The organism is Psychrobacter sp. Arc29 (genome assembly GCF_041431175.1).
GTDB lineage: Bacteria > Pseudomonadota > Gammaproteobacteria > Pseudomonadales > Moraxellaceae > Psychrobacter.
Genome location: NZ_JASMRR010000006.1, coordinates 102810 through 128554, shown reverse-complemented (window position 1 = coordinate 128554; position 25745 = coordinate 102810). Strand labels below are relative to the sequence as shown.

Below are 25745 nucleotides of genomic sequence, written 5' to 3'. Positions count from 1 at the left end.
GCTAGAATGAATATTTTAGCTAGTTTGCTTTTTTGACCTGATCTTTGATCGTCGACCATGATTCTGATGGTCGTGAGTCGTTTAACGTTTTTATACCTTCCAATTATTATCATTCAATGATTTTTGGAGGGTTAGACGTTGTTTTTTATCACCATTTAATTTATTCCAATTTATTCCAACCATGGCAATTATTATGAATGACGATACCACTTCGAATACGGATAACCTCAGTACAGAAAAAGAGCAGTTTGAACAAGCTGCCTTACATTACCATGAGTTTCCACGCCCAGGTAAAATTTCGGTAACCCCTACTAAGCAGCTAGCCAACCAACGTGATTTAGCACTCGCCTACTCTCCAGGCGTTGCTGTACCTTGTCTTGAGATCCAAAAAGACCCAAAGCTCGCTTCTAAATATACAGCACGTAACAACTTAGTTGGTGTCATCACTAACGGTACTGCTGTACTAGGTCTGGGTAATATCGGTCCATTGGCATCAAAACCAGTGATGGAAGGTAAAGGCGTTCTATTCAAAAAGTTCGCAGGTATCGACGTTTTTGATATTGAAATCGATCAAAATGATCCAGATAAGTTCATCGAAGCGGTTGCTTCTCTTGAGCCTACCTTTGGGGGTATCAACTTAGAAGATATCAAAGCACCAGAATGTTTCAAAATTGAGCGTGTATTACGCGAGCGTATGAACATTCCTGTGTTCCATGATGACCAACATGGTACCTCAATCATTGTTGCCGCAGCGATGCTAAACGCTTTGTTGATTACTGGCAAAAAAATCGAAGAGATTAAAATTGTTTGTTCAGGCGCGGGTGCAGCAGCCATTTCTTGCTTAGATATCATTTGCGCACTTGGTGTTGATAAAAACAACATTATTGTTTCAGATTCACGCGGTATCATCAGCACTAGCCGTGAAAACCTCGATGAAACCAAACAGCGCTATGCTCGTGATATCACAGCTACTTCTATTGAAGAAGTCATGGACGATGTTGATATGTTCCTAGGCCTATCAATGCCCGGTACACTATCAGAAGATATGGTTCGCCGTATGGCAAAAGACCCAATCGTCTTTGCACTTGCCAACCCAACACCTGAAATCATGCCAGAATTGGCACATGCGGTACGTCCAGACGTCATCATGGCAACCGGTCGCTCAGACTATCCAAACCAAGTCAACAACGCGCTATGCTTCCCATACATCTTCCGCGGTGCATTGGATGTTGGTGCGACAACTGTCAACGAAGAGATGAAAGTCGCTTGCGTAAAAGCAATCGCTGCAATGGCACACGTCGAAGCTACGCCAACTACCAGTGCTAGAAATATCGAAAAGATGCAGAGTTTTGGTCGTGATTACTTGATTCCTGGCCCTCTAGAGCCAAATCTAATCATTGAGATTGCGTCTGCTGTTGCTAAAGCAGCGATGGATTCAGGCGTTGCCACGCTACCGATCGATGACATGCAAGCCTATCGTCAGCGTCTGTCTGAGTTTGTTTATAACTCAGCGTTTGTGATGAAGCCAATCTTTGCTCGTGCCAAAGCCGAGCCAAAACGTATCGTTTACTGTGAAGGTGAAGACAACAATATCTTGCTCGCTGTGCAAGTTGTCGTTGATGAGAAGCTAGCGCAACCTATCTTGGTTGGCCGCCCTTCAGTTATCGAAGCCAATATCCAAAAGCTAGGCCTACGTCTAAAGGCTGGCGAGAATATTACCATCGTCAACGTTGATGACGATCCTCGTTACAAAGACTACTGGCAGGGTTATTACGAGAAAAACAAACGTCGCGGTGTCAGTATTGAGCTTGCTCGTCGTGATGTTCGTCGCAAAACCACTTTGATTGGTTCTTTATTGGTCGACAACGGTGATGCTGATGGTATGGTTTGTGGTACGTTTAGTGACTATCAGATGCACCTAAAATATGTCGAAAACGTCATTGGCAAAAAAGAAGGTGTCAATGATTTTTATGCGATGAATGCTGTACTGATGCAAGATCGTAATATCTTTATCGCTGATACTTATGTTCACGAAGATCCAACCGCTGAACAGTTGGCAGAAATGACTGTTTTGGCTGCTGATCAAATACGCCGTTTTGGTATCACGCCACGTGTTGCGTTGGTCTCTCATTCTAACTTCGGTGCTTCAAATCGTGCCAGCGCTGTCAAAATGCGTAAGGTTCATGAACTGCTTACCAATATGAATGTAGACTTTGAGTTTGAAGGCGAAATGCAAGGGGATGCAGCACTCAATGAACATATCCGCCTAAATGATATGCCATCAAGCCCACTAAAAGGTGCAGCAAACTTGCTAATCTTGCCAACCCTTGATGCATCAAACATTGCCTTTAACCTACTTAAGACAGCGACTGGTAGCGCTTCTATTGGGCCTATCTTATTAGGTACTAATAAGCCAGTACATATCTTGACGCCATCAGCGACCGCACGTGGTATTGTCAATATGACTGCGCTTACGGTCACGGAAGCTCAAGACCTAGAAAACGAGAAGTAATCACACGTCGTACGCTGTATGAATATGTGGTTCAAAAGGGCTCTGTCATCCATTGACAGAGCCCTTCTGCTATACTAAAACCAGTCAATGCAACTTATAAAGCATTGGCTGTTTTTTTTGATGAATAAAAATTGAGCTGGTGACGTATAGCTCAACAAAAAGAGGCTACTATGCAAATTTACCTTGTGGGCGGCGCTGTCCGTGATCGACTGCTCAAACAACCCATCAAAGATAAAGACTTCGTTGTCGTTGGTGCCACCGTCGCAGAGATGCTTGATGCAGGGTTTCAGCAGGTAGGTGCCGACTTTCCTGTGTTTTTGCATCCCACCACTCACGAAGAATATGCCCTTGCACGTACAGAGCGTAAGCAAGGTTCAGGATATAAAGGCTTTAGCGTACATGCCAGCCCTGATGTGAGCTTAGAGGATGATTTACAACGTCGTGATTTGACTATCAATGCGATGGCTATCGAAGTCACTAGTCTCGCTGATGACACTCCAATCAGTGGCGAAGTCATTGACTATTATGGTGGGTTACAAGATTTAGAGAACAAAACGCTACGTCATGTATCTGACGCTTTTAGCGAAGACCCATTACGAGTTCTAAGGACAGCTCGATTTTATGGGCGTTATTATGATTTAGGCTTTACCATTGCGGAAGACACCTTGACCCTAATGCGTCAACTGGTCAACTCAGGAGAGCTTGCTCATTTGAGTGCGGAACGTATCTGGCAAGAATCGAGCCGTGCAACGATGCAACTATCACCGCAAGTATACTGGCAGCAATTGTTTGAGATTGGTGCGCTCACAGAGTATTTTGCCCCATTGCATGATGCTTGGGAGGACACTCATATACGAGAGACGGTTCAGACAGCATTATATTTTGCAGGCCAAATGCGCCTAAACTTGGCACAGCGTTGGGCACTGTTAATAGTCAGCCTGACCCCGTCACTATTTAATAATGAACATACGCATGACCAATCAAAAGCGCTAAGAGATATCAATGATATCGGTAATAAAGCTAAAGTCCCCAAAGCGCATACACAGTTCGCTACCCTATTCGCTCAGCAAGCCGAAACGCTAAGCATGATAAACAGTCTGAGCGCTGCCAAAAAGATTGACCTTATACAAGCTTGTAGTGCTCATAAAGAGCCAGATAAGCTGTCACAGCTCCTTGTCTGCAGTCACGTCTTACAGTTGGCAACGCAGCACCGTCAGATGATGCTAGCACTGAATAGCTTTCATGCAATCGGTATGACAGATATTGCACCAGATCTCAAAGGGCCAGCCATTGGGGCAGCATTACGTCAAAGCAGAATTGAACACTTACAAGCGCATGACGCCTATTAAAAAGTATTTTAAAAAGCATTGTCACTATGAACCAAGAATCCAACGCTCTGCCATCAAAGAATACTGACACCCAACCTCCGGTGATGCTGGTAACTGGTAGTGCGAAGCGCATCGGTGCGGCGATTATCAGAGCAGCACACAGTCAAGGCTACCGTGTCATTATTCACTGTCATCGTAGCGAAAAAGAAGCTAATAGCTTAGCTGACCAACTTAATAAAAGCCGTGCTAACAGCGCAGTGGTTATTGTTGCAGATTTGGCAGTAGTCAATCATGGTGCAGCGTTAGAGGATTTTGTTAAAAATATCATAGAAGCGTTTGGGCAGCTAGATGTACTGGTACATAATGCGTCACGGTTCTACCCAAGCCCGCTTGGTAACATTGATTATACCCAGTGGGATGAATTACTTCTGACCAATGCCAAGGCACCTTTATTATTGAGTCAAGCGCTAGTGCCCTATCTGAAACATCAGCAAGGTTGTATTATCAGCTTATTGGACATACATGCGCAGGATAGACCGTTCAGTAATTATACGGTCTATAATATGGCAAAGGCTGCGCATCGAATGATGGTGCAGTCGTTAGCGTTAGAGCTGGCACCAGACATACGTGTCAATGGTGTCGCTCCTGGCGTCAATATCTTGCCTGAGTCTGATAGTGATCAAGCACTTGATAATGTAAAACAACAAGATATTATTGCCTCAGTTCCTATGCAAAGAATCGGCAAACCTGAGGAGATTGCTCATAGCGTACTGTACTTGGTACAAGCAAGTTATGTCACAGGCGAGATTATCACAGTGGATGGTGGCCGTAGTTTGACCCTAGCTGGCGGTAGCGTTTGATCACCATCAAAACTGATAAAAAATTTATTGATTACTTGTTATCTTTTACTTGAAAAATTCAAAAAATCAGGTATCATTGTGCGTCTAACGTTAGGGCCCATAGCTCAGTTGGTTAGAGCAGAGGACTCATAATCCTTTGGTCGTAGGTTCAAGTCCTACTGGGCCCACCAAATTCAAACCCTTACAGTAATTGACTTGTAAGGGTTTTTTATTGTCTAAATTTCATGCAAGTGCACTGATATAATTAATTTTTTGATACTATCTTGATACTTTGACCCTTGTAGTAATTAAAGTATGATGACTACTAACACTATGGTTATATACTGCTGCATGGGTGATATATGAAAGTTAAACTTACCAAAAAACTTATTGATTCAATAGACTATACCGCTAAAGGTACCGAAATCTATATGGACGATGTACTAACTGGTTTTGCGCTGCGTGTAGGTAAGCAGTCAAAGCGCTATACATTGCATAAGCGCATCAATGGAAAGCTGTATAGAGACGAAGTAGAAGAAACGCATTTAATTACACTAACTGAAGCACGTGAAAAAGCCAGTATAATGATGGCTAACATCAAAAAAGGCATGCATGTTTATGATGGGCTTCATGAAAACCTAGAAGACCCGAAAGATAAGACCAATAATGTGCCAACACTGCAAGAAGCTTATGACTACTTTAAATCAACGAAGACTGGCTTAGCTGAAGGCACTATTACCACTTATGACCGTCAAATACTACATAAGCTGAAAGACTGGCTAAATATCTCTCTAAATGATATCACCAAGTCAATGATAAGTGATAAACATAAGGAGATAAGCAAGTATAGCGCAGCTCAGGCTAATGCAACGATGAGAGCTCTGCGATCAGTTTGGAATTATTGCCGTGATAGCTTTTTAGATGATGACGAAGACTTTTTAATCAAAGAGCAACCTGTGCGCATACTCAATGCTAAGAAAGATTGGAATAAGGTAAAGCCACGCACTAAACATGTAGAAGAAGAATATTTAGGTACGTACCTTAAAACACTTCTAAATTATGTTGATAGAAGCTCACACATGCAAGCACCTCATAGCAATAATGCACGAGATATTATGTTGTTTTTTATGTTGACTGGCGTGCGTTTAAACGAAGCGCAGTCTTTAAAGTGGTCAGATATCGATCTCAAAGTTGGTAAAATAACATTCAAAGATACAAAAAATGGGTACAATCATGAGATACCTACTAGTGATATTTTATACGCTATACTTAAAGAAAGGTGGAGGTTAAGCACTGATAAACGTTGGGTGTTTCCAAGCGCTTTGCAAGCCAGCGACGACCATGTAAAGGATTTGAGTGCCAGTTATAAAGCTATAGATAAACAAATCGATCTACATATCAGGCCACATGACTTACGCCGTACTTTTGGAACGGTAGCTAATAGCTTAAGCATCAGCTATCCAGTCCTTAAACGCTTGCTCAATCACCGCGAAACTAAATCAAGCGATGATGTTACCCTACAGTATGTTCAAGTGTCACAAAGACAGTTAAGAGACGCTTTAAACTCAATAGAGTCCTTTTACTGTGAGCATCTTGGCATGACACAAAGCGATTTCATAAAAGCACTCATATAGATCAAAGCTGCAATTCTTATCAAATTTATAGACCGAACCTAGTCCATAGCTTTTAAAATCTCACTAAAAGATAGCCAATACTATTAACAAATAACCTAGGTATTTGAGCACCCCCGACGAAGCGTAGTAATCATCAGTAATAGCCAAATTCTTATCAGAACGTTTACGCTTTTTCTGCACTACCCTTACCTCATAGCCGTGGAAGTTTTCACGAGCACCGACACGTATTGAGCTGTTCAGACTCAAGTCTTTTTTAACATCACTTACAACTTGCTCGCTATATGCCCTAACCTGCCAATGACTGGCATCAATAAGCTGACAACCTATTAGCATAAAACTCTGTAGCGTCTCAAGCTGGGTCTCCTTAATACCAAAATGAATCGATGAGTTATTTAAGTTATGTTTATGTGCAAATATTTCAATAAACATTCTCAACTTCTCAGGATTCTTTGTGGACATCTGATAAGCTCTATCCAATGCTCTAATTATTACTTCTTGATTTTTGTTACCTTTAGGCCTACTTAGTAATAGCCTGTCATCATCAAACAGCTCGCTAGCGCGCAGATATAAACATTTAGATTCATTTAGACTGATACCATGTCTAATAGCAATCTCAGGTAACAGCTCATTTCTAGAGTTGATATTTAACTTCTGTAATTCCTCTAAAAAACCTATGACGTCCGAATATTTAGGATGAATGAAAATTGAATTTGTATTCGACTCTTTAAATCCATTCAAATTATCGTTTAACAGTTGCTGGCTAGCATTATGTTCATGTTCATCTATATTCTTGAATAATGGTACTTTATTGGAAGCTATCTTTTTAAGTAAATATGGTCTTATCTTATTTAGCTGCACCATCTTTGTCGTTGCATCATAAGCAGTTTTATTTTGTCTATATATAGCTGAATAACCAAGCCCTGTTATTAACTCTAAAACGGCTATAGGTAGCTGCAAGCACGCTCTGCTGAGCTGTTCCCCTGCTAGCAAGTGAGCAGTATGAATGTAATGCTCGAAGGTTGTGTCGCACGTTAAATGCCCTGCAAGACTTGCCAGCCCAAACCAAGCGCCCTGCTCTTTGTGATAACCAAGAATTCCTTTCACTATTTTTTCGCACTGGTCGTTATTATAATCCGTCATCACCTGTGCCAATGAAGATTCACGTAGCACTAATGCCAGTTGACTAATAGCAGTATGTCTAAAGCTATGAAATGTGAAGTCGTGCTCTCCTAGCAATCTATCCCAAATTAACTTCATGAGATTGCTAACAAATACACTGGGTAACGGCTGATCACCGGATCCTTGAGAAAACAAGTAACGTCGCTTTAGTCTTTTCTGCTGATAATATAACTGAATAAATTGTTCCAGCTCGTCTTGCTTAAGTAAGCAATCAACCGGTATAAGCCTACTTGCACTGCTACTTTTCAATCTTCGATAGCGATTCGGTCTTAGCCATATTTGTGGTTGCTCTATTCGTTGTCCATGCTCATCAGCATAGATATCTGCTACATCAGCAACTTTAATACCGATGAGTTCCTTTATTCGCATTCCTGTTCGGTATGCCAGATTTAAGACTACTAAGCAAAGGTTTTTCTGTTCATAGTCTAGATCCGAGGTGACCAGATACTCTTTCATCGCATGATATATACGAGGCGATATCATACTCGCCTTTATAACCTGACGTTTATTACCCCATGGAAAATACACATATGGAGCATCGTAATACTCTATTTGATAATCATGAAATGCTCTCAGGCGACCATAGGTAAATTTTTGAGTATCTTTAAGCTGATCTAAGTAAGATACTTTAATGTCACTTGCCAGCTCATTTAATACGCTTGGGGAATCAGGTACCTCATTTTCGATAATGCCTCCATCTTCATTTATGTTACTTATAGCTTCATCGTTGAAATCAGAATCTTTTTTAAGTAGCGAAGATTTACGACCATCCTTAATCTTACTTTGAATAATCTCCTCATAGATAGCTTCAAAGTCATCATCCGACCATTCATCAAGAGTCTCATCCATCGTTAGCATCAGCCAATCACGACCAATACAGCCCACGTATTTACTGATGGTATTTAACCTGTTATTGCTAGTGTTCAATAAGCTTCTTACCCACCCTAAAAGACGCATGGCATTCGGTTGAGTAAACTCCTGTTGTAATAACTCTATATGCAAAATAGCTGATGCCCTGCTGCATTTGAGAGCATCTTGCACCTTTTTAACAAGATTTTTGCTAAAGCTTGGATAATTACTTTTATTGGTACTTCTTTTATTTGATCCTGAATAACTTGCTACAAACAGCTCTGACCACGTAAGTGGTAGCGGGTTTGAGCTAATCACCTCTTGATTATAATTAATAAGCTTATTTGTAGTTAAGCCAGTCGTTTTAATTTTTCCCTGTCTAACAATAGACAGCGCACTATCTATATCGGCACCCTTCATCTGCCGCCAATGATAGTCAGCGTATTTTATTAACTGCGATAAATGCGGTTTGCTTTTATCTTTATTTTGTAGTTTTAGCTTTTTACAAATATCACTGATAATGGTTTCAAACGACTTCACATCTTCTTTTTTTAACTTTTTATCTTTTAGCGCGTATAAAAAGCAAAGTGTCATATCATCAGGTATGTACTCTATATAGCGCTGTAAGCTTGTAGCAGATACATCCTCTGAGGTATATCCTTGCGTATAAGAACAACCGTAATTGTCATCATCAATACTGAGCAAAATTAGCGCCAAACTCTCGCTACTGACACCTGAACCTGATAATTCATCAGTTGCTGGTAGCTGCAATTGATATATCTCACGTTCGCCTAGCAGCCACTGATAGAGCGCTTTTAGTGCGTCTACGTCATTCAATCCACCATATACCACGCTACAGTAGAGTGCTGACTCAATTAAGTCATTATTTGAGAATCTTCTTTTTCGTTGCCATATTTCAATCATTTGCTGACTAGCAAGGCTTACTTGAGCGCCATTCACCATCCAATCATAAGAGATGATTAAATTATCGCGCTCTGCGATGACGGGCACCACAGGTTCATCTAAATCAGTACCATTCTTTTTGTTATAACTCCGAATGAATGCTAAAAAACCTTGTCTGGCTAAGTAGTAAGTATGGGCGGTATCAAAGCGTACCTTAAGCACGTTATCGATTGCTTGATAGCATTCAACTAGGTCTATTTCTGTCGTTATGTGATTGTCATCAACATACGACGCTATCAAAACTTTTGCCTCATTTTTGATAGCTTCATGACTTTTGCTTCTATTTTCTTCTCTTAACTGATGAGCAACGGCATTATCCATATACATTCACCTCAACTTGTCGTAGGTTAAGCTCAACTGCAACTTTATCTAAGTCAGAAGATAGTTCTTTTAGCTCATTAATAGATAGTGACGACATGGGATGCATAGCCTCCTGATCTGGATGTTCATGACCATATAAGGCGCAGATTAAATGCTCAGGAGACTTATTTGTTAGCATTGAGCGTAATTGATGCCTTAGCCAATTATCTTGATGGCTAAAAAAATGCCTTGTCTGATAACGAATTTTACTAGGCGCAATACCAGAAAACCCTTTAGGATTTTTACTGAAAAGCTGAATGATTGGCTGTTTAGAGTTCAATATGTCGTCTAGTGGGAATTGGTCATTTGGATAAATTACATTATGGAGGACTGCAAATTGATTGATATATTCAATATAGTTTTGAATGGCTGTGATCAAGAAATCACTTAGAGGAATGAGTCTTCCTTGCCCTTGTCCCTGACGCTCTTCTTTATCGGACACCCATAACAACCGCTGCCTAAAATCAAATTGATTTAAAAGCCCAGGCGCATGCTTTACGGGTCTAATTCCAGTCTGAATAAATATGATGTGCCATAGCCAGACACCATAAGTATTAAACTGCTCAATATAACGGTCCTGCCGTATATTAATGTTCCGTTTTAATCGACCGTTATAACTCTCAACTGCCTCAGCAAGACCATCAAAGAACCTTTGGCAGATATCAGTATTCAAAGTCATGTCACTACCGATATATTTTTTGTACTGATTACTTTTCGTGCTAGATAGAATAAATGGTCGAACTTCATTCTGAACGTCCGCTGTACAATATTGGGTCAATAGATGTATAGCATTGCTGTATGTCTGCTCTAAGCTTATCGTCTCAATACTGGTGTAGTACAAAGGTGAGCTGTGCTTCACATCAACCCCAGTCAGAATCTCGGCATGGAGTGGCTCTTGAAGCTCATTCTTGATAATCGTATATAGGCAAGCATCAATATGCTGGTTTGATAATGCTGGTAGATCTAGTTGCATTTTTAAGCTTGCCAGCACTTCAGAGATCTCATTACTATTTACCAAAAACTTATTCTCAATGACCGCTTGTAATCTAATTGGCAGAGGTAATTTAAATTTATTATCGTAACTCTGACGATACGGTAATAAGTGACTTCTACGATTCGAGGTCACGTTAATAGTGTTACTCATAGCATAACTATCATTAGCCGAACCGCTCTCATGACTCAGCCACTTGCGCTGACTTTTATCCAACTGCAGCTCATGAACCACTTCTTGAATCTTACGTCCACTTAGCATTGATAGTAATATAACGACATAAATCTGACGCTGTTTATAGCTGACAGTGGTAAAAAGCTGCCACACCCGAGCAAATAGCAGTTGATAGCTTAATAGGCTGAGTTGACGAATATTAGTGGGTAAATTAAATTGATTGCGGCGGGCATGTCTATAGTTATTTTTTAGCTTCCATTGCTGCAACTCTGAGGATTTGGCTGTTGTCTTGGAAGGTTTGAAGTCATTGTCTAAAAGTTTAGGTGGTTCGTCGTCAGCAATATTTTCATCATAAGCAACATTATCATCTTTATGGGTGTTGCCAAATACTGTCGCTCTTAGTGGTTCGTCAGTACTATCAAGGTACAGCGTATTAAAGTGTTCTTTGCTAGGCTCATTATCTTTTGAATTGGTATAGGTTTTACCTACAAAGACTTTATTCTCTGCAACCACTTCATAAGCAAGTCGTATTTGCCCAATTTTACCCGCTAATTTTTGATTAATGACTTTGCCCAATGCTTCGTCATTTTTTGTCTGAGCTTCATACTGACGTAACGCTGATAGTACGTTTGCCATTGAATCATGTTGATCATGAATAGTAATTAACTTGTCGACGATTTTAGATTGTGGGTTGTTGTTCTTTAATCCCATTCTAAGACGCACACTTAGCTGATTGATTTTGGCAGAGTGCTCATCTTTACGTGCAGCAATCATAATAATGACTTGCAGGTATGCACTCATAAACTGCCATGCTTCATTATTAATATGTACTTGACCATGTCTCTGGTAAAACAAAACCAGCATATAAGTGACGGCCCAATCCTCAATCCTTTTCTCTTTGATAACTGTACAGGCAATAGCTTCACATTCAGACGGTGTCAATACCTGTGTATCTAGGCTGGCATGTTCACCAATGTGCAGGTAAAAGTTTGGATTGATATCCAGCAGATTAACAATCAGATTTTGCACTTTTATATAGTGCGGTGAGTTAGAGGGTACTAGCTGTTCTAGGACTCTCTGTAATTCAGCATTATCAATATCAAATTTATGCATATTCATTAGCGTGCCTCACTCAGCCAGTCCATGCTTTTAGGCATGCCTATGACACGCTCTTCTGATGCAAACTTGCATTGTTGATACTCATAGTTGCTCTGGCTAATACGTGCAAAGCGGCAGTATTCCTTTACGGTCAAATATTTAATACGCATCAACTGACATATAACACTTTGAGGCGCGTTATTTTTCAGTGCCTTGAATAAATCAGGATGATTGACATCTTTCAAGGAAATCAAACTGACTACGTCTCGCCATGCTAGCTGCTGAATATCATTGATACTTTCAGGGATGATTAAACATGGGTAATCACTATCATTCTCGAATCTTAAGACCTGATCGACTCTCTCGAAATCATTAAAGAAATAAAAAACATCGTTCTTTCCATCAACTAGGCGAAGTGGTGGACGGTAGAAGTTATCCAAAAACTTCATATTGATATAAGTAGTTTTAGGTCTCAGTCTCTGCCAAACACATAAAGCGGCTCTAGCGTACGGATGTACATACAAATCATCCTTACTAGTGTTGGTAAGTTTTTGCCCAACCTTAAACTTATTATTTTTCATCATATAATAAATATTAGTGAATATAATTCATGTTATATAATAACCACTCAGGTGTCAAACGCTTTAGTTTTGTGGAGCTTAAAATCGTAAAATAATTAATACTATTAAACAGTTAGTATTATTTTAGACATAAAAAAACCTCTTAACGCTATAGAAAATATAGCGTTAAGAGGTTATTACATTTTATGCTTTTGTTAGGTGAAAAGGTTAGAATTGGGGTTCGAAGTAAAGTTTCCAGTATCTAAGCAATAAGTGTCCCTGTCAGCTGGTTACCGACCTCTTTAAGCCGCTTAATTGCGGTTTTCTGGGCAGAACAATCCAACCAACAACAGAAAGCAAGGACAGATATGACAATGAATCGATTACTAACAGCGTCACTAGGCGCAATCATGTTATCTAGTGCGTCAATGGCTATGGCTGACTTACATCCCATTTATGATCACTCAGGCAACGTTGATGGGTGCGGATACAAAAACGATGCTGGGAAAGTCGTTGTTGCTGTTGGAACATACGATAGCTGCGGAGAGATGTCAGACGGCATGGCTTATGTCGGCAAAGAAGAACTTGATAGCTCAGAAGAATATAAGGCGAAGCAAGGCTTTATTGATGCTACTGGCAAACTGGTAATACCGATTAAGTATGATGTTGAAAATGGTATGGATGAATATATCTACCAAAGTTTCAGTGAAGGATTGGTTGCAGTGTACAAGTCCAATAAAGATGGCTCTTATGGCGGTGTGTATGGCTATATGGACAAGAAAGGCAAAATCGTCATCCCTTACGCTTATGGCTTTGCTGGTGAGTTTGAGAACGGTGTGGCGATTGTTCAAAAAGACGGAGATTACGGCACAATCGACAAGGCTGGAAAGTCGATTACTAAAGCAAGATACGATCAAATCATGGGTTATTCTGAAGGGTTGGCGATTGTTTCAGTAGATCAGCTATACGGTGCTATCGACCTTAAAGGCAAGCTTGTTGTGCCTATAGAGTTTGATAGACTGGATTATTTTAGCGAGGGTCTAGCTGTATACAACGTGCTCCGAGATCCAAGTGATTATGAAGGCACTTACGGCTATATCGACAAAAATGGTAACAACGTTATTAATGCACAGTGGAGCAATGCCAAACCTTTTGCTGAGGGTCTAGCAGCAGTTCGTTCTGACGACGGTGAGGCTGGCAAGTGGGGCATCATTGATAAGTCGGGCAAGTACGTTGTTAAGCCAAAATACAGTGCTGCCTCTATTGAGTTAGAAACAGACCAATATTCATTTGATGACGGCCGTTATAAAAACGGCATTATGTACATGTACAACACGTCGCCAAGCGGTGTTACTCGCTACACCTTGGACAAGACAGGCAAGGTACTGGCGACCAATAAATTCAAGGATTGGGATAAAGCGGTAGACGATGCCATTGACAAGAAGTTGATCGATATGACTGATGGTTGGTAGTAACTAGTTGCAGCATGTCTTAGCTTGGTGCGAATAATAACTCACCGTAAACGCTATACGTGCCACTAGAGCAATTTAAATCACAGTATGGCACTCTTATGTACCGTTTAGAGTATTCAAAGGCAATGTAGAGCCATACTGTGCGTTCTGTATAGACGATAAACTAAGGATTAGGCAATGAAATATCCAGCTGTGTTCAAAAAGAGTGATAATAGCTACACAGTAACCTTTCGTGACGTACCTTAAGAAATAACACAGGGTTCAAGCTACAAGGAGGCCTATACATCCAACCATTCACATCAATATTAGATGGCTAAACACAGTCATATCTTTAACGGTATTTCTAAATAGCTGAAAGCGCATGCAAAAAGAATGAAACAGTCAATGTTGCGTCCTTTTCTTTTAGTATTTTTCTGCATTTAAAATCAGCGATGGGGAAGGAAACAGCAGAGCACTACTTTGCTATTGCCCTCCTGATACCTGACTTATAAGAAATTAAAATTTTAAGAAGTGACTTTGTATAGTACGATACAAAATCTGAACTGCACCCTGACTTTTAAGATGAGCGAGAATTAATGAGTGTCTGGGAGACACTTACCTAAAGCGCAAAGCGCAGAACTGTGCTCGAGCAAAACATCAAATAAAAAGCCATCTATCACTGATAGACGGCTTTTTATTTGAGCAATATATATGCCGCAAGCTTGCCAGCTTATACGGTGTCTTACAAAAGCACTAATAATAGCCTCAACACATCGAAAGATCACATTGAGGATAGCAATTATGTCAGCTCAACTTCAGCTTCAAATTGATAATTCTAACGCGTCTATGAACAATAGCTTTGGCGACTACTATAAAAATATGGTGAACTACTTTCGTCAGAATTCTGACGAAAACTTGGATTAAACTACTTTTCGAAACCGCACAAACCGAGTGACCAATGCGCTCACATCCGTAGAAAAGGCCATATTTTATACGGTTGCATACGGCTGGCAGCATCATCAAAGCATACAGCACTTACTAACAGAAACTATCGACGTTACAAGTGATGTGCCAGAGCATCTCCGTGTCGTAGATTTTGGCTGTGGTCAAGGCGTAGCGTTTGCATGGTGATGCTGATTTGTTTTGCAGTCGCTGAGATATTGCCGTTATTGTCTGCTATCTTTTTGACGGCTTCGGCTTTGAATTCTGTGCTATAAGTTCTGACTTTCTTAGTCATGGTAAACTCCTGTGAATACACCTAGTTTACCAAGTTTACTTGTACGGTTTCTTCAGCATAGCTCAGTCGTTTAGATTTTCAGAATCTATAAGACATGGCTGTCGTAAACCCATCTATTCTCTTAGCAGAATATCGACACTGCAAAAATCATTACAGAAGTAGTAAGTATCATCCAAGCCAGCTACCAAACGTAATGGTTGACAATAATGATCATCCAAAGCATGCATATTAATATCCAACGTTTTCGGTCTAAATTGATGCCAAATATTAAAAGCCTTTCTAGCATCATTATGGATAACTAGAATATCCTTAATTAACACAAGAAATTTTTGAGTTGGTTTTAATTTAATATTTTTCATTATATATAATAAAATAGTGAATAATATTCATGTTATTATAAAAATGAATTGAGAGTCAAAGCTTTTGATTTCAAAGCACTTAGAATCTCAAAATCCATTAGAAATATAAAAACAACTCCTCGTACTAGGGTGAAACGGAAGACCGAGGCGCTATCTACAATCCTAAAAATAAAATGGTGACCTGTGAATTTTGGTAAAAATATCATTGTTATATTAGGCTCACCTGCAAAGCATTACTGTGAAATTAGTTCGAACACAGAGCTGCTATATGCTGCTAAGACAAATTATCTTAGGTAACGATGGCATCATTTTTATGGTGGCCAATATATCAATATTACATAACCCATCTAAGAGACTAAAGCCATAAAAACGCTTCAAGCCATGCTGTATATGACGTATAGTTTTCTCAATTTTTTATTATTCTCAGGTGAGGTTGTCAATACCGGGGTTTGATAAAGAATCACTTGATAAAGCCTTTGCTGACTTTAAAGAAAGCCAAGCGTTAAGCGATGAAGACGCTGATGCTTTGAATAAGAAGTCAGCCAAAATGGCCGCCTTCTTAAAGTCGCCTGAGCGTATTACTAGAATAGCTGAAGACATTGCTATCCACTTTATGGAAAAAGTAGAGCCTCACGGCTTTAAAGCAATGATAGTAACGCCAGATCGTCATGCTTGCGTTCTATATAAAGAGGCACTGGATGAGCACTTTCCTGAAGCGGCCAGTAAAGTGATTATTTCTACTACCGCTAACGATGATTATGAGTTTAAGAAAAAATGGGGTATAGACAAGAGCCAACAAGAAAAAATTGTTGATGAATTTAATGACGCTAGCTCAGAGCTTAAATTTATTATCGTTACCGCAAAGCTTTTAACAGGTTTTGACGCGCCTATTTGTCAGACCATGTACTTAGATAAGTCCATGAAAGACCATACCTTGCTACAAGCGATTTGCCGAACCAACCGTCTATATCCAGGCAAGACTTTTGGCTGCATTGTTGATTACTTTGGTGTGTTTGATGATGCAGCAAAAGCGCTAGAGTTTGATGAGCTAGGTGCACAGCAAATCATTACTAACCTATCAGAGCTGCGCGAACAGCTCCCACAAGCCATGCACAATGCCTTGTCTCACTTTGAAAGCGTAGATAGAACCTTAGAAGGCTTTGAGGGCCTAGAAGCAGCACAGAACGCTATAGCCAATAATGAAAAGAAAGATGCTTTTGCGTTGGACTTTAAGTTTCTATTTAAGCTTTGGGAGTCGTTATCACCGGATTCAGTGTTAGATAACTATAACCAAGATTATAAATGGCTGGCTCAGGTGTATGAGTCGGTCAAGCCCGCCTCTGACAGTATCGGTAAATTGCTTTGGTTGACACTGGGTGCACAGACTACCAAATTGATCCATGACAACGTGCATGTGGGTAGTGTGCATGTCTTAGATGAATTTGTCATGGATGCAAATATCATCGAAGATATCTTCAATAATCCTAGTCCGAAAAAAGTAAAGCAACTAGAGAAAGCTTTAGTTGAGCGCTTTAAGGGTGCAGGCGACTTGCCTACTTTTAAGTCTCTAAGTGAACGCCTTGAGGCTTTACGAGATAAAGCTGAAAAAGGTTTAGTAGCTTCCATTGATTTTGTAAAAGAGCTTTGTAAAATTGCGAAAGAAACCGTTCAAGCAGAAAAAGAGCTAGAAATCGAGGTCCAAGAGAAATCACCTACATCGGCTTTGTCTGAACTATTTCTAGAACTGAAAACAGATCAAACACCAGCGGTGGTCGAACGCATTGTTGTTGATATTGATGCCATCGTGAGAATTGTGCGCTTTCCTGGCTGGCAAACCACTAGCGCTGGCGAGCGTGAGGTACAAAAATCCTTACGTAAAGCACTTTTGAAGTACAAGCTACACAAAGATCAAGAACTATTCGATCGAGCTTATGCTTATATTAAGGAGTATTATTAGATTCTTGAATGGTCATCGCAAATTAAATGTTAGGTTAGTTTAATGGATAGATATTTCTGCAAGTTTCAGTGTGTTAGAAACATACATTTTAGTATTTTTGAGAGCCTAACTAACTAGAGTTTAGTTACTAAAAATATAGCCAAGACCTCAACATGCAAAGTTTGTAGTTAACTTCTTAAATCTTATTTTTTATAAGGTAGTCGAGAAGATATTGGGATTTACGTACGTGACAACGTGAAAGCTATTAGCTACCTACCTTTTAACATATCGTAACCGGTGAAAGGTATTAAAAAGTCGCGGATAAAAATAGCTGTACGCCACACAGTGTATGCCTTGTCACGTTGTCACGCTAAAACCACCTATACTCCGCTACTGTGAATATATCAAAAGCTATTAAATATTCACGCTCTATCTAATAAGATGATACTTTATGAGTTATAAATCTCGAGTAAATAGCCGATGCATTATTATTTGGTTAAAACCTTAAAATCTAATTGCAATTCCTTTTTCTTGGCTTTGAACTGAAACTAACACTTAGATAGAGGCTAATTACTATAGTTAAAGTTATTATTCTCATTGTTAGTATTATTTTTTAGTAGTCACTTAAGAGTTACTCCTGCCACAGTACCTATCACTACCACATCTAACGAGGTAAGGTATTCCATTTATCGTATACACTAACCTTTTCTAAACGTGACAACGTGACAATCCTTATACTCTCTAGTGTTTAGAAGAATATTATCTGTGACAAAATTTTAATCATATAGAGCAAAAATCATCTTCTAGCCCGTTGACCATATAGCTTGTCACTCTGTCACCTTGCTCATACGAACTACTTGAATAAATCAGCTTGATAACTACTGCAAGCTACATAAAAAAAGCAATCATTCAGAATTACAAAAGGCTGTATCTAGTTTTCAACTAATATTATAAGTAAGTATCCCACATACTTCAAAATTCCTGACGAGGAATAATAATCATCTGTTATAGCCATATTTTTATCAGATCTTCTCCGCTTTTTCTGTACTACCCTAACCTCATAACCATGGAAACTCTCACGAGCACCAATACGTATTGAGCTATTCAGTCCAAGCTCTTTTTTAATATCACGCACTGCCTGTTCGCTATGTGCTCTAATTCGCCAATGACTGGCATCGATAAGCTGACAACCTACTTCCATGAACTGCTGTAGCATTTTAAGCTGAGTCTCTTTAATACCAAAATGAATCGATGAGGTGTTTAAGTTTTTTTTACCTGTAAATATTCCTACAAACGATTTCAGTCTAGCAGGCTCATCAATTGACATCTGATATGCTCGATCAAGCGCTTTAACTAGAACCTCTTGGTTTTTATGTCCCGTCGGCGCACTCAAAAGCAGCCTATCATCAGTAAAAATCTGACTGGCTCTATCGTAAATCTGTCTAGCATCATTGACAGCGATACCATGCTGAAGTGCGACCTCTGCCAACTGATCCGCTCTTTTATCAACACTTGTTTTTTGCAGCTCTTCTAACAGTGCAATCACATCATAAATTCTAGGATGGACAAATAGAGACGGTCGAGTATTCGCTGCGTCATTTTGTGTGTTTTGCTCATAATCTGTATTAGCTGGTGTTCTGTTATAAGAGAGTAGAGACTCTTTGCTCGCAACCTTATTGATTAAATAGCCACGCATTTTATCAAGATGAACCTGTTTGGTGTTAGGACTATAAGCTCTGCCATTCTGTCTATTCACCGTCTGATAACCAATACCTGTCACCATCTCAAACACGGTTATCGGCATAACAAGTGTGGCTTGACTCATTTGCCATCCAGCCAATAGATGAGCGGTATGCATATAATATTCAAACGTAGTATCTGGCGTTAGATGCCCTGCAAAGCTAGCTAGCCCAAACCACATCCCCTTTTCTTTATTATTAGCAAGCACGGCGCTAACGATAGATTCACTATGGGCTGTACCATAATCTGTCATCACCTCTCTAAGTGGCGAGTCGTTTAACACCAGGACCAATTGGCTAATTGCAGTATGCCGAAAGCTATGAAAGGTGAAATCATGGGTACTCAGCAATCTATCCCATATTATTTTCATCATATTACTAAAGAATACGGACGGTAGTGGCTGGTCACCTGAGCCTTGTGAGAATAAATAATTTCTTTTTAACCTTTTTTGTTGATAATAGAATGCGATGAAGGGCTTTAACTCATCATCCTTGAAAAGCCTGTCTATCGGTATCACCCGTTTAGAACTACTGCTTTTTAGCCGGCGATAGCGGTTGGGCTTGAGGATTATTTTTGGCACTTCAACCACTTGGCCATTAATAAACCCTATATCTGCAATGTCGCTAACCTTAATACCAATAATTTCGTTAATTCGCATACCAGTCCGATAAGCAAGCGCCAGTACAATAAAACATAGCTGCTTTTGTTCTATCTCTAACTCTGATGTTTGGATATAACTTCTCATCGCTCTATACACGCGCGGTGATATCATTTCAGCTTTGACAACTTGCCGATTATTACCCCAGGGAAAATGCACATAAGGCGCATCAAAGTGCATACGCTGATGATCATGAAATGCTTTCAAACGGCCATAAGTAAATTTCTGACTGTCTTTTAAACGATCAAGATAAGATAGCGGTTGACCAGTAGTATGGTTATCATTATCTATACCACTATATGTATCGTCAAACTCTGACGACTTGCACAGTACAGAAAACTTGCGACCATCTTTTACCTTACTTTGAATAATTTGCTCGTACACTTCCTCAAAGTCATTACCCTCCCACTGATCAATATCCTCATCCAACGTCAGCATTAGCCAGTCGCGACCAATACAGCCAGCATATTTACTAATAGTATTTAGTCTAATACTATTATCACCGAGCAATGATAATACCCAGCTAAGCAAGCGTCGCGCATTAGGCTGGCTAGCGTCTGTCATTAATATTGTGATAGTACAAATAGCGGCGTTTCTAGTCAATTTGAGTGCATCTTGCAGCTCTTTGATCAGATTTTTGCTAAAGCTTGGATAAACTGTGGCATCTCTCTTGTCCTGCGATTTTCCTACCGTCTGATAACTGGCATCAAACAGCTCAGACCACTCGAGTGGCTCAGGGTTTTGATTGATGAGCTCTCGGTTATAATGGATTAGCTTCTCAGTAGGCAAACCTGTTGTCTTTATATCATCTTGTTTCACCACGGCTAGCGCACCATCGATTAGACTACCCTCTAGCTGTCGCCAGTGGTAGTTGGCATATTTGATGAGCATTGAGTGCTGCGGGCGATCGATATCTTTATTGGTGAGTTTAAGCGTTTGTGAGATATCGTTGATTATGGTATTAAATGGCTTTATCTTGGCAGTGTTTAACTCTTTATCCTTTAGAGCATATAAAAAACATAGGCCCATATCATCGGGAATATAATCAACAAAACGATGTAAGCTTTCGCTGTCATCTAGCGTAGTTCCATAATTATCATCAGGTACGCTAAGCGGTATTATAGCCAAACATTCTACTCTGCTTTTTTCATCAGTCGCTGACATGTTAATTTTATATATACGGCGCTCACCAAATAGCCAATCATAGAGCGCTTTTAACACCTCAATGTCGTTGATACCGCCATACATGATGCTGCAATATAATAATCCCTCAACCAAGTCATTCATTGAAAAACGCCGTTTTCGTTGCCAAGACTCTATCATCATAGCGCTACTGTCTGCCACAGCGCACCCATTCACAAACCAATCATAATTAATGGTCAAGCGCTCACGAGTCGCCAGTATCGGTACAACAGGCTCGTTAAGGTATATCTGGTGAGCTTTATTATAATCACGAATAAACTCTAAAAATCCGCGCCGCGCCAATTGAAAGTTTTGAGCGGTATCGAACTTCTCCTCTAGTAACTGGTTAATCGCTTCATAATGATGCTGCAGCTCACAAGGCGATTGCATAGGATATTGATTGATATATTCTTTAATTAGGGCTTTAGCATCATACTTGATACTGTTTTTAGCTTCTTCTCTATTCAGCTGTCGCATTTTATGAGCGCTAATGTTATCCATATAGGCGAACCTCAATTTGTTTTAAGTGAAGGTCTGTAGCAATCGCATCTAAATGGGAACTGAGCTGGTGCAGCTGATTAATAGAGCTTGATGACATCGGATGCATAAATTCCTGATCAGGATGCTCATGACCATAAAGGGCACAAATCAGATAGTCAGGCACGCGCCCCGTAAGCATGGATCTCAGCTGATGACGCAGCCAATTATCCTGATGACTAAAAAAGTCTTGCAACTGGTAGCGAACTTGGCTTGGCGTAATGCTAGTAAAGCCCTTTGGGTTCTTTTTATAGAGCTGAATGAGAGGACGCTCAGATTGCAAGATGTCGTTGATAGGATAAGGCGCTGCTGGACATAATGGATTATAGATGGCGGCAAATTGCTTAATATAAGTCATATAGTTTTGTATAGCAGTTATCAAAAACTTGCTAAGAGGAATGAGCCTGCCATCAGACTGCGCATGACGCTCTTCTTTGTCAGATACCCATAATATACGCCGCTTCAAATCAAACTGATTGAGTAATCCTGGTGCATGTCTGACTGGGCGAATACCCGTTTGGATCAGGATAATGTGCCATAGCCAAATGCTATAACTATTGAACTGCGCAATATAGCGATCCATGTGGGATTTTAACTTTCCATTAAAACTCTCAGCACTGATAGCCAGTTGATTAAAGAACTGCTGGCACATTGTGGTCTTTAGTACCATATCACTACCAATATGGCTTCTATGCCCGTTCATCGGTACGCTACACTCATCTATTAAAAGTACTTTTTGCTCATCATTGCAGTATTCAGTTATCAGCTCTACCGCTTTTATATAAGTTTGCTCTAGCTCTACCGTTTTAGTGCTAGTGTAATACAGCGCAGAGCTATGCCTTACATCAACACCTGTGATCATGTCGGCATGTAGGGGCTTATTAAGTTCGTTTTTAATAAGGATAAATAGCCCGGCTTCAATATATTGAGGACTCAGTGCTGGCAGGTTCAATATATCTTTAGCGTAAGAGATAGCGGCTTTAACATTACCAGGTGAAACGGTAATTTTATCCTCAAGCATGATTTGTAAAGCTTCAGGCAGTGCGCGATAAAAGGTACTGCCGTTGCTTTGTCTGTGGGCAAGCAGATGACTTCGAGTATTGGTCGTCACATCGATCGTGATGGCGATACTACTGATTTTACGGACACGGTCATAGACGAAATACTGCCGTTGACTGCGACTGCATTGCCAATCAGCAATGATGCTATCAATACTAAGACCGCTTAACAGTGACAGTAGTAAAACTGCATACCCAGTACCACTCTCTTTATCAACATTCATAAAGCGTTGCCAAAGCGTGGCAAATAACATCTGATATCCGGTAATGCTTAGCTGACGATGATTGGTTGGGAAATGAAATTGGTTACGGCGGGCGTGTTGATGGTTATTTTTCAATCGCCATTGCTGCAGCTCAGAAGATTTAGCAATTTGCAGAGCTGGCTTAAAATCATTGTCTAGCAATGGCACTTCGTTGTCATCGGCAATATTTTCAGCGATTGCCACATTACTGTGCTTTTTTGATTGTTTCGTACCAAACACTATTCTTTGTAGCGGCTCACCATCGATATGCGCCACTATCTTGGTGACTGTTTGAGACAACTTTACGCGTTTAGTATCTTCATTATAGGTTTTACCAATAAAAGCCTTATTATCAATTGCTACTTCATAAGCCAACCTAATTTGACCAATTTTACTACCAAGATATTGGTTCGCTTTTTCACCTGTTGCCTCTTCCTGTTTGACGCTTGCTTCATATTGTCTGATATAAGGTAAACATGAGGACAAGCTATCGCACTGAGCATGAGTGCTGATTAACTGGTCGAGAATGCCACGTTGTGGATCAGAAGGTCTTAGCGCCATACGAACACGCACACCAAGCTTATCTATTTTGGCAAAGTGTTTGTTGTGGCGTACTGTGATCATAAATATCACTTTTAAGTAGCCACTCATAAATCGCCAAGCATTATTATTTATATTAACTTCGCCATATGCCTGATAAAAGACAATCAGCATATAGGTAACCGCCCACTCTACTGTTTTACCTTGCCGAATGATTTCTTTAATCACATCTTCACAGTCTATACCAGTAAGTTCTGCAAAATTCTCACCTGGTTTTAAATACAACAAACCAATATCATCATCTTGCACCAGACTAATCACATCAATCACGAGCTGGCGCATTTGTACGTTATGCAGTGAGTCTGTTGGAATAAGCTTATCCAACACTCGCCTAGTAGTCACATCATCAAATAATTTAGTTTGACTCATAAGAGGCATCCATCCAATCCATGTTTTTGTGCAGTCCCAACATCACCTCATCATTAACCGCCTTGCCCTGCTGATACTCATAAGCACTTTGGCTGATACCAGCAAACTGACAATAATTGTCTACCGTAAGACGCTCTATATTCATAAGTTCGCAAATAATACTTTTTGGTGCACTATTACTGAGTGCCTTAAAAAACTCAGGATGATGAGTCCCTCTTGCGAAAGCCAGCTCAACAACCTCACTCCAAGCCAAGTACTTAATGTCTTGTAAGCTTTCAGCCGCAATCAAGCAAGGCTGACGCAAACTAACCTCTTCTGTAAGAACCCTATCAATACGTCTAAATTCATTAAAAAAATAGTAAGCGCCGTCTGGTTTAGATACTAAGCGTAGCGGTGGTCGATAATAGTCATTAAAACTATTCATGTTTACACCAACTACTCTCGGTCTAAATTGTTGCCACATCAATAATGCCTTCTGAGCATGTGTATGAATAACCAGATTAGATTTACTAAAAGTTATAAACTTTTGAATAGGCTTTAGATGAATATTATTCATTTTTTAACTAATTATAGTGAATTATATTAACTATAATATGTTATAACCTACCAGCTGTAAAGACTTTAATATTTCTGTTATATTTTTATCTTTAATACTTTAAATATTGATTTAGAAAAATCTTTTAGACAAAAAAATACTCTCCAACCTATTATAAATAAAGGCTGAAGAGTATTTTAAAATTTCAATTCTAGTCGGGTGAGGAGGTTAACGTCTTATAGCAGTCGACCTTCCTATAAAGCTTAGTTTTCTTCATTCTCATCGGGAACATACTTTAAAACATCCCCTGGATTGACTTTTAATACCTGGCACAACTTACTCAGGGTATCGAATTCTATGCGAGTTGTCTCATCGTTATAAATTCTATGAAGCGTTGATTTGCTGATATCTGTCATTCTTACTAAATCTGCAACTCGCAACCTTCTTTCCGCTAAAAGCACTGGTAGATTACATAAAATCACAATAAAATCCTTATTGGTAAGTAAAAAATACTTGCCAGTGATTACTTTTCTGTTAAAATAATACTCGTTGGCAATAACTAAGTTTCCGTCAAAAACTATTTTGTGCTGACTAACGCTTTATTATGTCATAGACTCATCTTATCGCTCAATAGCTGGCTAACTATGATGGGTGCGACTCGTTCGATAGATATAGATACTATAAAAATGTGACACTAATCATAGTCATTCTGCCATTAAGAAGGAGTATATTATGGGCATCAGGATTGAATGGAGCATGACACAAAATGCTTGGGACAAACGGGTCTGTGAGGATTATTGGTCCTATGATCATAAAACTAGCTATGTAGATTATGTCCGTATGCTTTGTCAAAAATATAATATCAGTTCACACATATTATTTGAAACCATAAGCCAATGCTATGCTTGCTTAGATGATGTGTGCTGTGAATATTGCGGGAGCGCCTGTCCCATTGATGTACCTGCTGATATCGCCTATATGCGGGCAAAAGAGAGTTGGTTTTGTGCAGTATGCGAGCATGCAATGTGGAGAAGTGACTTTATTAGTAAATAAATAATCAAAGCTACTTTCAGCTAAAAAACTGATATTTTTATCTGACATAATCAACTCCTTTCACTTAAAACAATAACTATATTCGTATTCATGACGATTTGGTTCTCGTTGACTTTATCCCAGATAGTTTACGAGTAATTGATTAGGTCTCTATCGGTCAGATTTTCAGCATCGAATAGCTCATTTAACCTTGCAACTATTTTTAATAGCCAGTCCTCTTATTTATCCTTAGCTTTGCCAGCTCCACCGCTACCAGTATTCAGCGGAAAGAAACTACCCTCTTACAGTTTTAAATCCTGTT

At 39.7% G+C, this 25745-nt stretch carries 15 protein-coding genes, 1 tRNA gene and 1 pseudogene; 8 read left to right on the top strand and 9 right to left on the bottom strand.

The window, feature by feature from the left end; genetic code table 11:
* Nucleotides 1–193 precede the first annotated feature (193 nt).
* The 5 genes from QO189_RS09655 to QO189_RS09635 all read left to right on the top strand — a co-directional run bounded on the left by QO189_RS09655 (nucleotide 194) and on the right by QO189_RS09635 (nucleotide 6313).
* Nucleotides 194–2512, top strand: coding sequence for an NADP-dependent malic enzyme (locus QO189_RS09655; RefSeq protein WP_238038955.1), 2319 nt, complete (start codon nucleotides 194–196; stop codon nucleotides 2510–2512).
* Nucleotides 2513–2682: 170 nt separating this feature from the next.
* The gene (locus tag QO189_RS09650) at nucleotides 2683–3861 is read left to right on the top strand and encodes a tRNA nucleotidyltransferase (protein ID WP_371532567.1); all 1179 of its coding nucleotides are present in this window, start codon (nucleotides 2683–2685) and stop codon (nucleotides 3859–3861) included.
* 26 nt (nucleotides 3862–3887) lie between these two features.
* Nucleotides 3888–4700: a pteridine reductase gene (locus tag QO189_RS09645; RefSeq protein WP_371532566.1), complete on the top strand. Its 813-nt coding sequence runs from the start codon at nucleotides 3888–3890 to the stop codon at nucleotides 4698–4700.
* 93 nt (nucleotides 4701–4793) lie between these two features.
* Nucleotides 4794–4870 (top strand) — tRNA-Ile (locus QO189_RS09640).
* A gap of 171 nt (nucleotides 4871–5041) precedes the next feature.
* A complete protein-coding gene (locus QO189_RS09635; protein WP_371532565.1) occupies nucleotides 5042–6313 on the top strand; it encodes a tyrosine-type recombinase/integrase in 1272 nt (423 codons plus the stop codon).
* 63 nt (nucleotides 6314–6376) lie between these two features.
* Here the strand turns inward: QO189_RS09635 and QO189_RS09630 are convergent, their stop codons facing one another.
* The 3 genes from QO189_RS09630 to QO189_RS09620 are packed head-to-tail and all read right to left on the bottom strand — an operon-like array spanning nucleotide 6377 to nucleotide 12511.
* Complete coding sequence (locus QO189_RS09630; protein WP_371532564.1) at nucleotides 6377–9625, bottom strand: tyrosine-type recombinase/integrase; 3249 nt, start codon at nucleotides 9623–9625, stop codon at nucleotides 6377–6379.
* A complete protein-coding gene (locus tag QO189_RS09625; protein WP_371532563.1) occupies nucleotides 9618–11948 on the bottom strand; it encodes a hypothetical protein in 2331 nt (776 codons plus the stop codon). Before QO189_RS09625 ends, QO189_RS09630 begins: the two co-directional genes overlap by 8 nt.
* Nucleotides 11948–12511 carry a hypothetical protein gene (locus tag QO189_RS09620; protein ID WP_201550956.1) on the bottom strand — a complete coding sequence of 188 codons (564 nt, stop codon included), beginning with the start codon at nucleotides 12509–12511 and terminating at the stop codon, nucleotides 11948–11950. The genes QO189_RS09625 and QO189_RS09620 overlap by 1 nt, the downstream gene beginning before the upstream one ends.
* Nucleotides 12512–12855: 344 nt before the next feature.
* Here QO189_RS09620 and QO189_RS09615 point away from each other — a divergent pair, with 344 nt between their 5' ends.
* Together QO189_RS09615 and QO189_RS09610 are read left to right on the top strand one after the other, a co-directional pair.
* Nucleotides 12856–13959 (top strand): WG repeat-containing protein, encoded by a 1104-nt coding sequence (locus QO189_RS09615; RefSeq protein WP_371532562.1) that lies wholly within the window; start codon nucleotides 12856–12858, stop codon nucleotides 13957–13959.
* A gap of 780 nt (nucleotides 13960–14739) precedes the next feature.
* A complete protein-coding gene (locus QO189_RS09610; RefSeq protein ID WP_371532561.1) occupies nucleotides 14740–14862 on the top strand; it encodes a hypothetical protein in 123 nt (40 codons plus the stop codon).
* 172 nt (nucleotides 14863–15034) lie between these two features.
* Here QO189_RS09610 and QO189_RS09605 read toward each other — a convergent pair.
* Nucleotides 15035–15175 (bottom strand): annotated as a pseudogene (locus QO189_RS09605) (transposase); the annotation flags it as partial.
* Between the two features lie 792 nt (nucleotides 15176–15967).
* Here QO189_RS09605 and QO189_RS09600 point away from each other — a divergent pair.
* Entirely contained in the window at nucleotides 15968–17491 is a 1524-nt protein-coding gene (locus QO189_RS09600; protein WP_371532560.1) for a hypothetical protein, read from the top strand.
* 910 nt (nucleotides 17492–18401) lie between these two features.
* Here the strand turns inward: QO189_RS09600 and QO189_RS09595 are convergent.
* The 5 genes from QO189_RS09595 to QO189_RS09575 form a co-directional block, all read right to left on the bottom strand.
* A complete protein-coding gene (locus QO189_RS09595) occupies nucleotides 18402–21551 on the bottom strand; it encodes a tyrosine-type recombinase/integrase (protein ID WP_025650704.1) in 3150 nt (1049 codons plus the stop codon).
* Complete coding sequence (locus tag QO189_RS09590) at nucleotides 21544–23856, bottom strand: hypothetical protein (protein WP_025650705.1); 2313 nt, start codon at nucleotides 23854–23856, stop codon at nucleotides 21544–21546. Before QO189_RS09590 ends, QO189_RS09595 begins: the two co-directional genes overlap by 8 nt.
* Nucleotides 23843–24280: a hypothetical protein gene (locus QO189_RS09585; protein ID WP_025650706.1), complete on the bottom strand. Its 438-nt coding sequence runs from the start codon at nucleotides 24278–24280 to the stop codon at nucleotides 23843–23845. Before QO189_RS09585 ends, QO189_RS09590 begins: the two co-directional genes overlap by 14 nt.
* A 374-nt stretch (nucleotides 24281–24654) precedes the next feature.
* The gene (locus QO189_RS09580) at nucleotides 24655–24873 is read right to left on the bottom strand and encodes a helix-turn-helix transcriptional regulator (RefSeq protein ID WP_025650707.1); all 219 of its coding nucleotides are present in this window, start codon (nucleotides 24871–24873) and stop codon (nucleotides 24655–24657) included.
* 427 nt (nucleotides 24874–25300) lie between these two features.
* Complete coding sequence (locus QO189_RS09575) at nucleotides 25301–25492, bottom strand: hypothetical protein (protein ID WP_156915590.1); 192 nt, start codon at nucleotides 25490–25492, stop codon at nucleotides 25301–25303.
* Nucleotides 25493–25745: the final 253 nt, after the last annotated feature.

Excerpts from the sequence above, each read along its gene's own strand:
- QO189_RS09645 (WP_371532566.1), top strand. The coding sequence starts at position 3,888 with ATGAACCAAGAATCCAACGCTCTGCCATCAAAGAATACTGACACCCAA.
- QO189_RS09585 (WP_025650706.1), bottom strand. The coding sequence starts at position 24,280 with ATGAATAGTTTTAATGACTATTATCGACCACCGCTACGCTTAGTATCT.
- QO189_RS09620 (WP_201550956.1), bottom strand. The coding sequence starts at position 12,511 with ATGATGAAAAATAATAAGTTTAAGGTTGGGCAAAAACTTACCAACACT.
- QO189_RS09635 (WP_371532565.1), top strand. The coding sequence starts at position 5,042 with ATGAAAGTTAAACTTACCAAAAAACTTATTGATTCAATAGACTATACC.
- QO189_RS09625 (WP_371532563.1), bottom strand. The coding sequence starts at position 11,948 with ATGAATATGCATAAATTTGATATTGATAATGCTGAATTACAGAGAGTC.
- QO189_RS09650 (WP_371532567.1), top strand. The coding sequence starts at position 2,683 with ATGCAAATTTACCTTGTGGGCGGCGCTGTCCGTGATCGACTGCTCAAA.
- QO189_RS09575 (WP_156915590.1), bottom strand. The coding sequence starts at position 25,492 with ATGTCAGATAAAAATATCAGTTTTTTAGCTGAAAGTAGCTTTGATTAT.
- QO189_RS09630 (WP_371532564.1), bottom strand. The coding sequence starts at position 9,625 with ATGGATAATGCCGTTGCTCATCAGTTAAGAGAAGAAAATAGAAGCAAA.
- QO189_RS09590 (WP_025650705.1), bottom strand. The coding sequence starts at position 23,856 with ATGAGTCAAACTAAATTATTTGATGATGTGACTACTAGGCGAGTGTTG.
- QO189_RS09655 (WP_238038955.1), top strand. The coding sequence starts at position 194 with ATGAATGACGATACCACTTCGAATACGGATAACCTCAGTACAGAAAAA.
- QO189_RS09610 (WP_371532561.1), top strand. The coding sequence starts at position 14,740 with ATGTCAGCTCAACTTCAGCTTCAAATTGATAATTCTAACGCGTCTATG.
- QO189_RS09595 (WP_025650704.1), bottom strand. The coding sequence starts at position 21,551 with ATGGATAACATTAGCGCTCATAAAATGCGACAGCTGAATAGAGAAGAA.
- QO189_RS09615 (WP_371532562.1), top strand. The coding sequence starts at position 12,856 with ATGACAATGAATCGATTACTAACAGCGTCACTAGGCGCAATCATGTTA.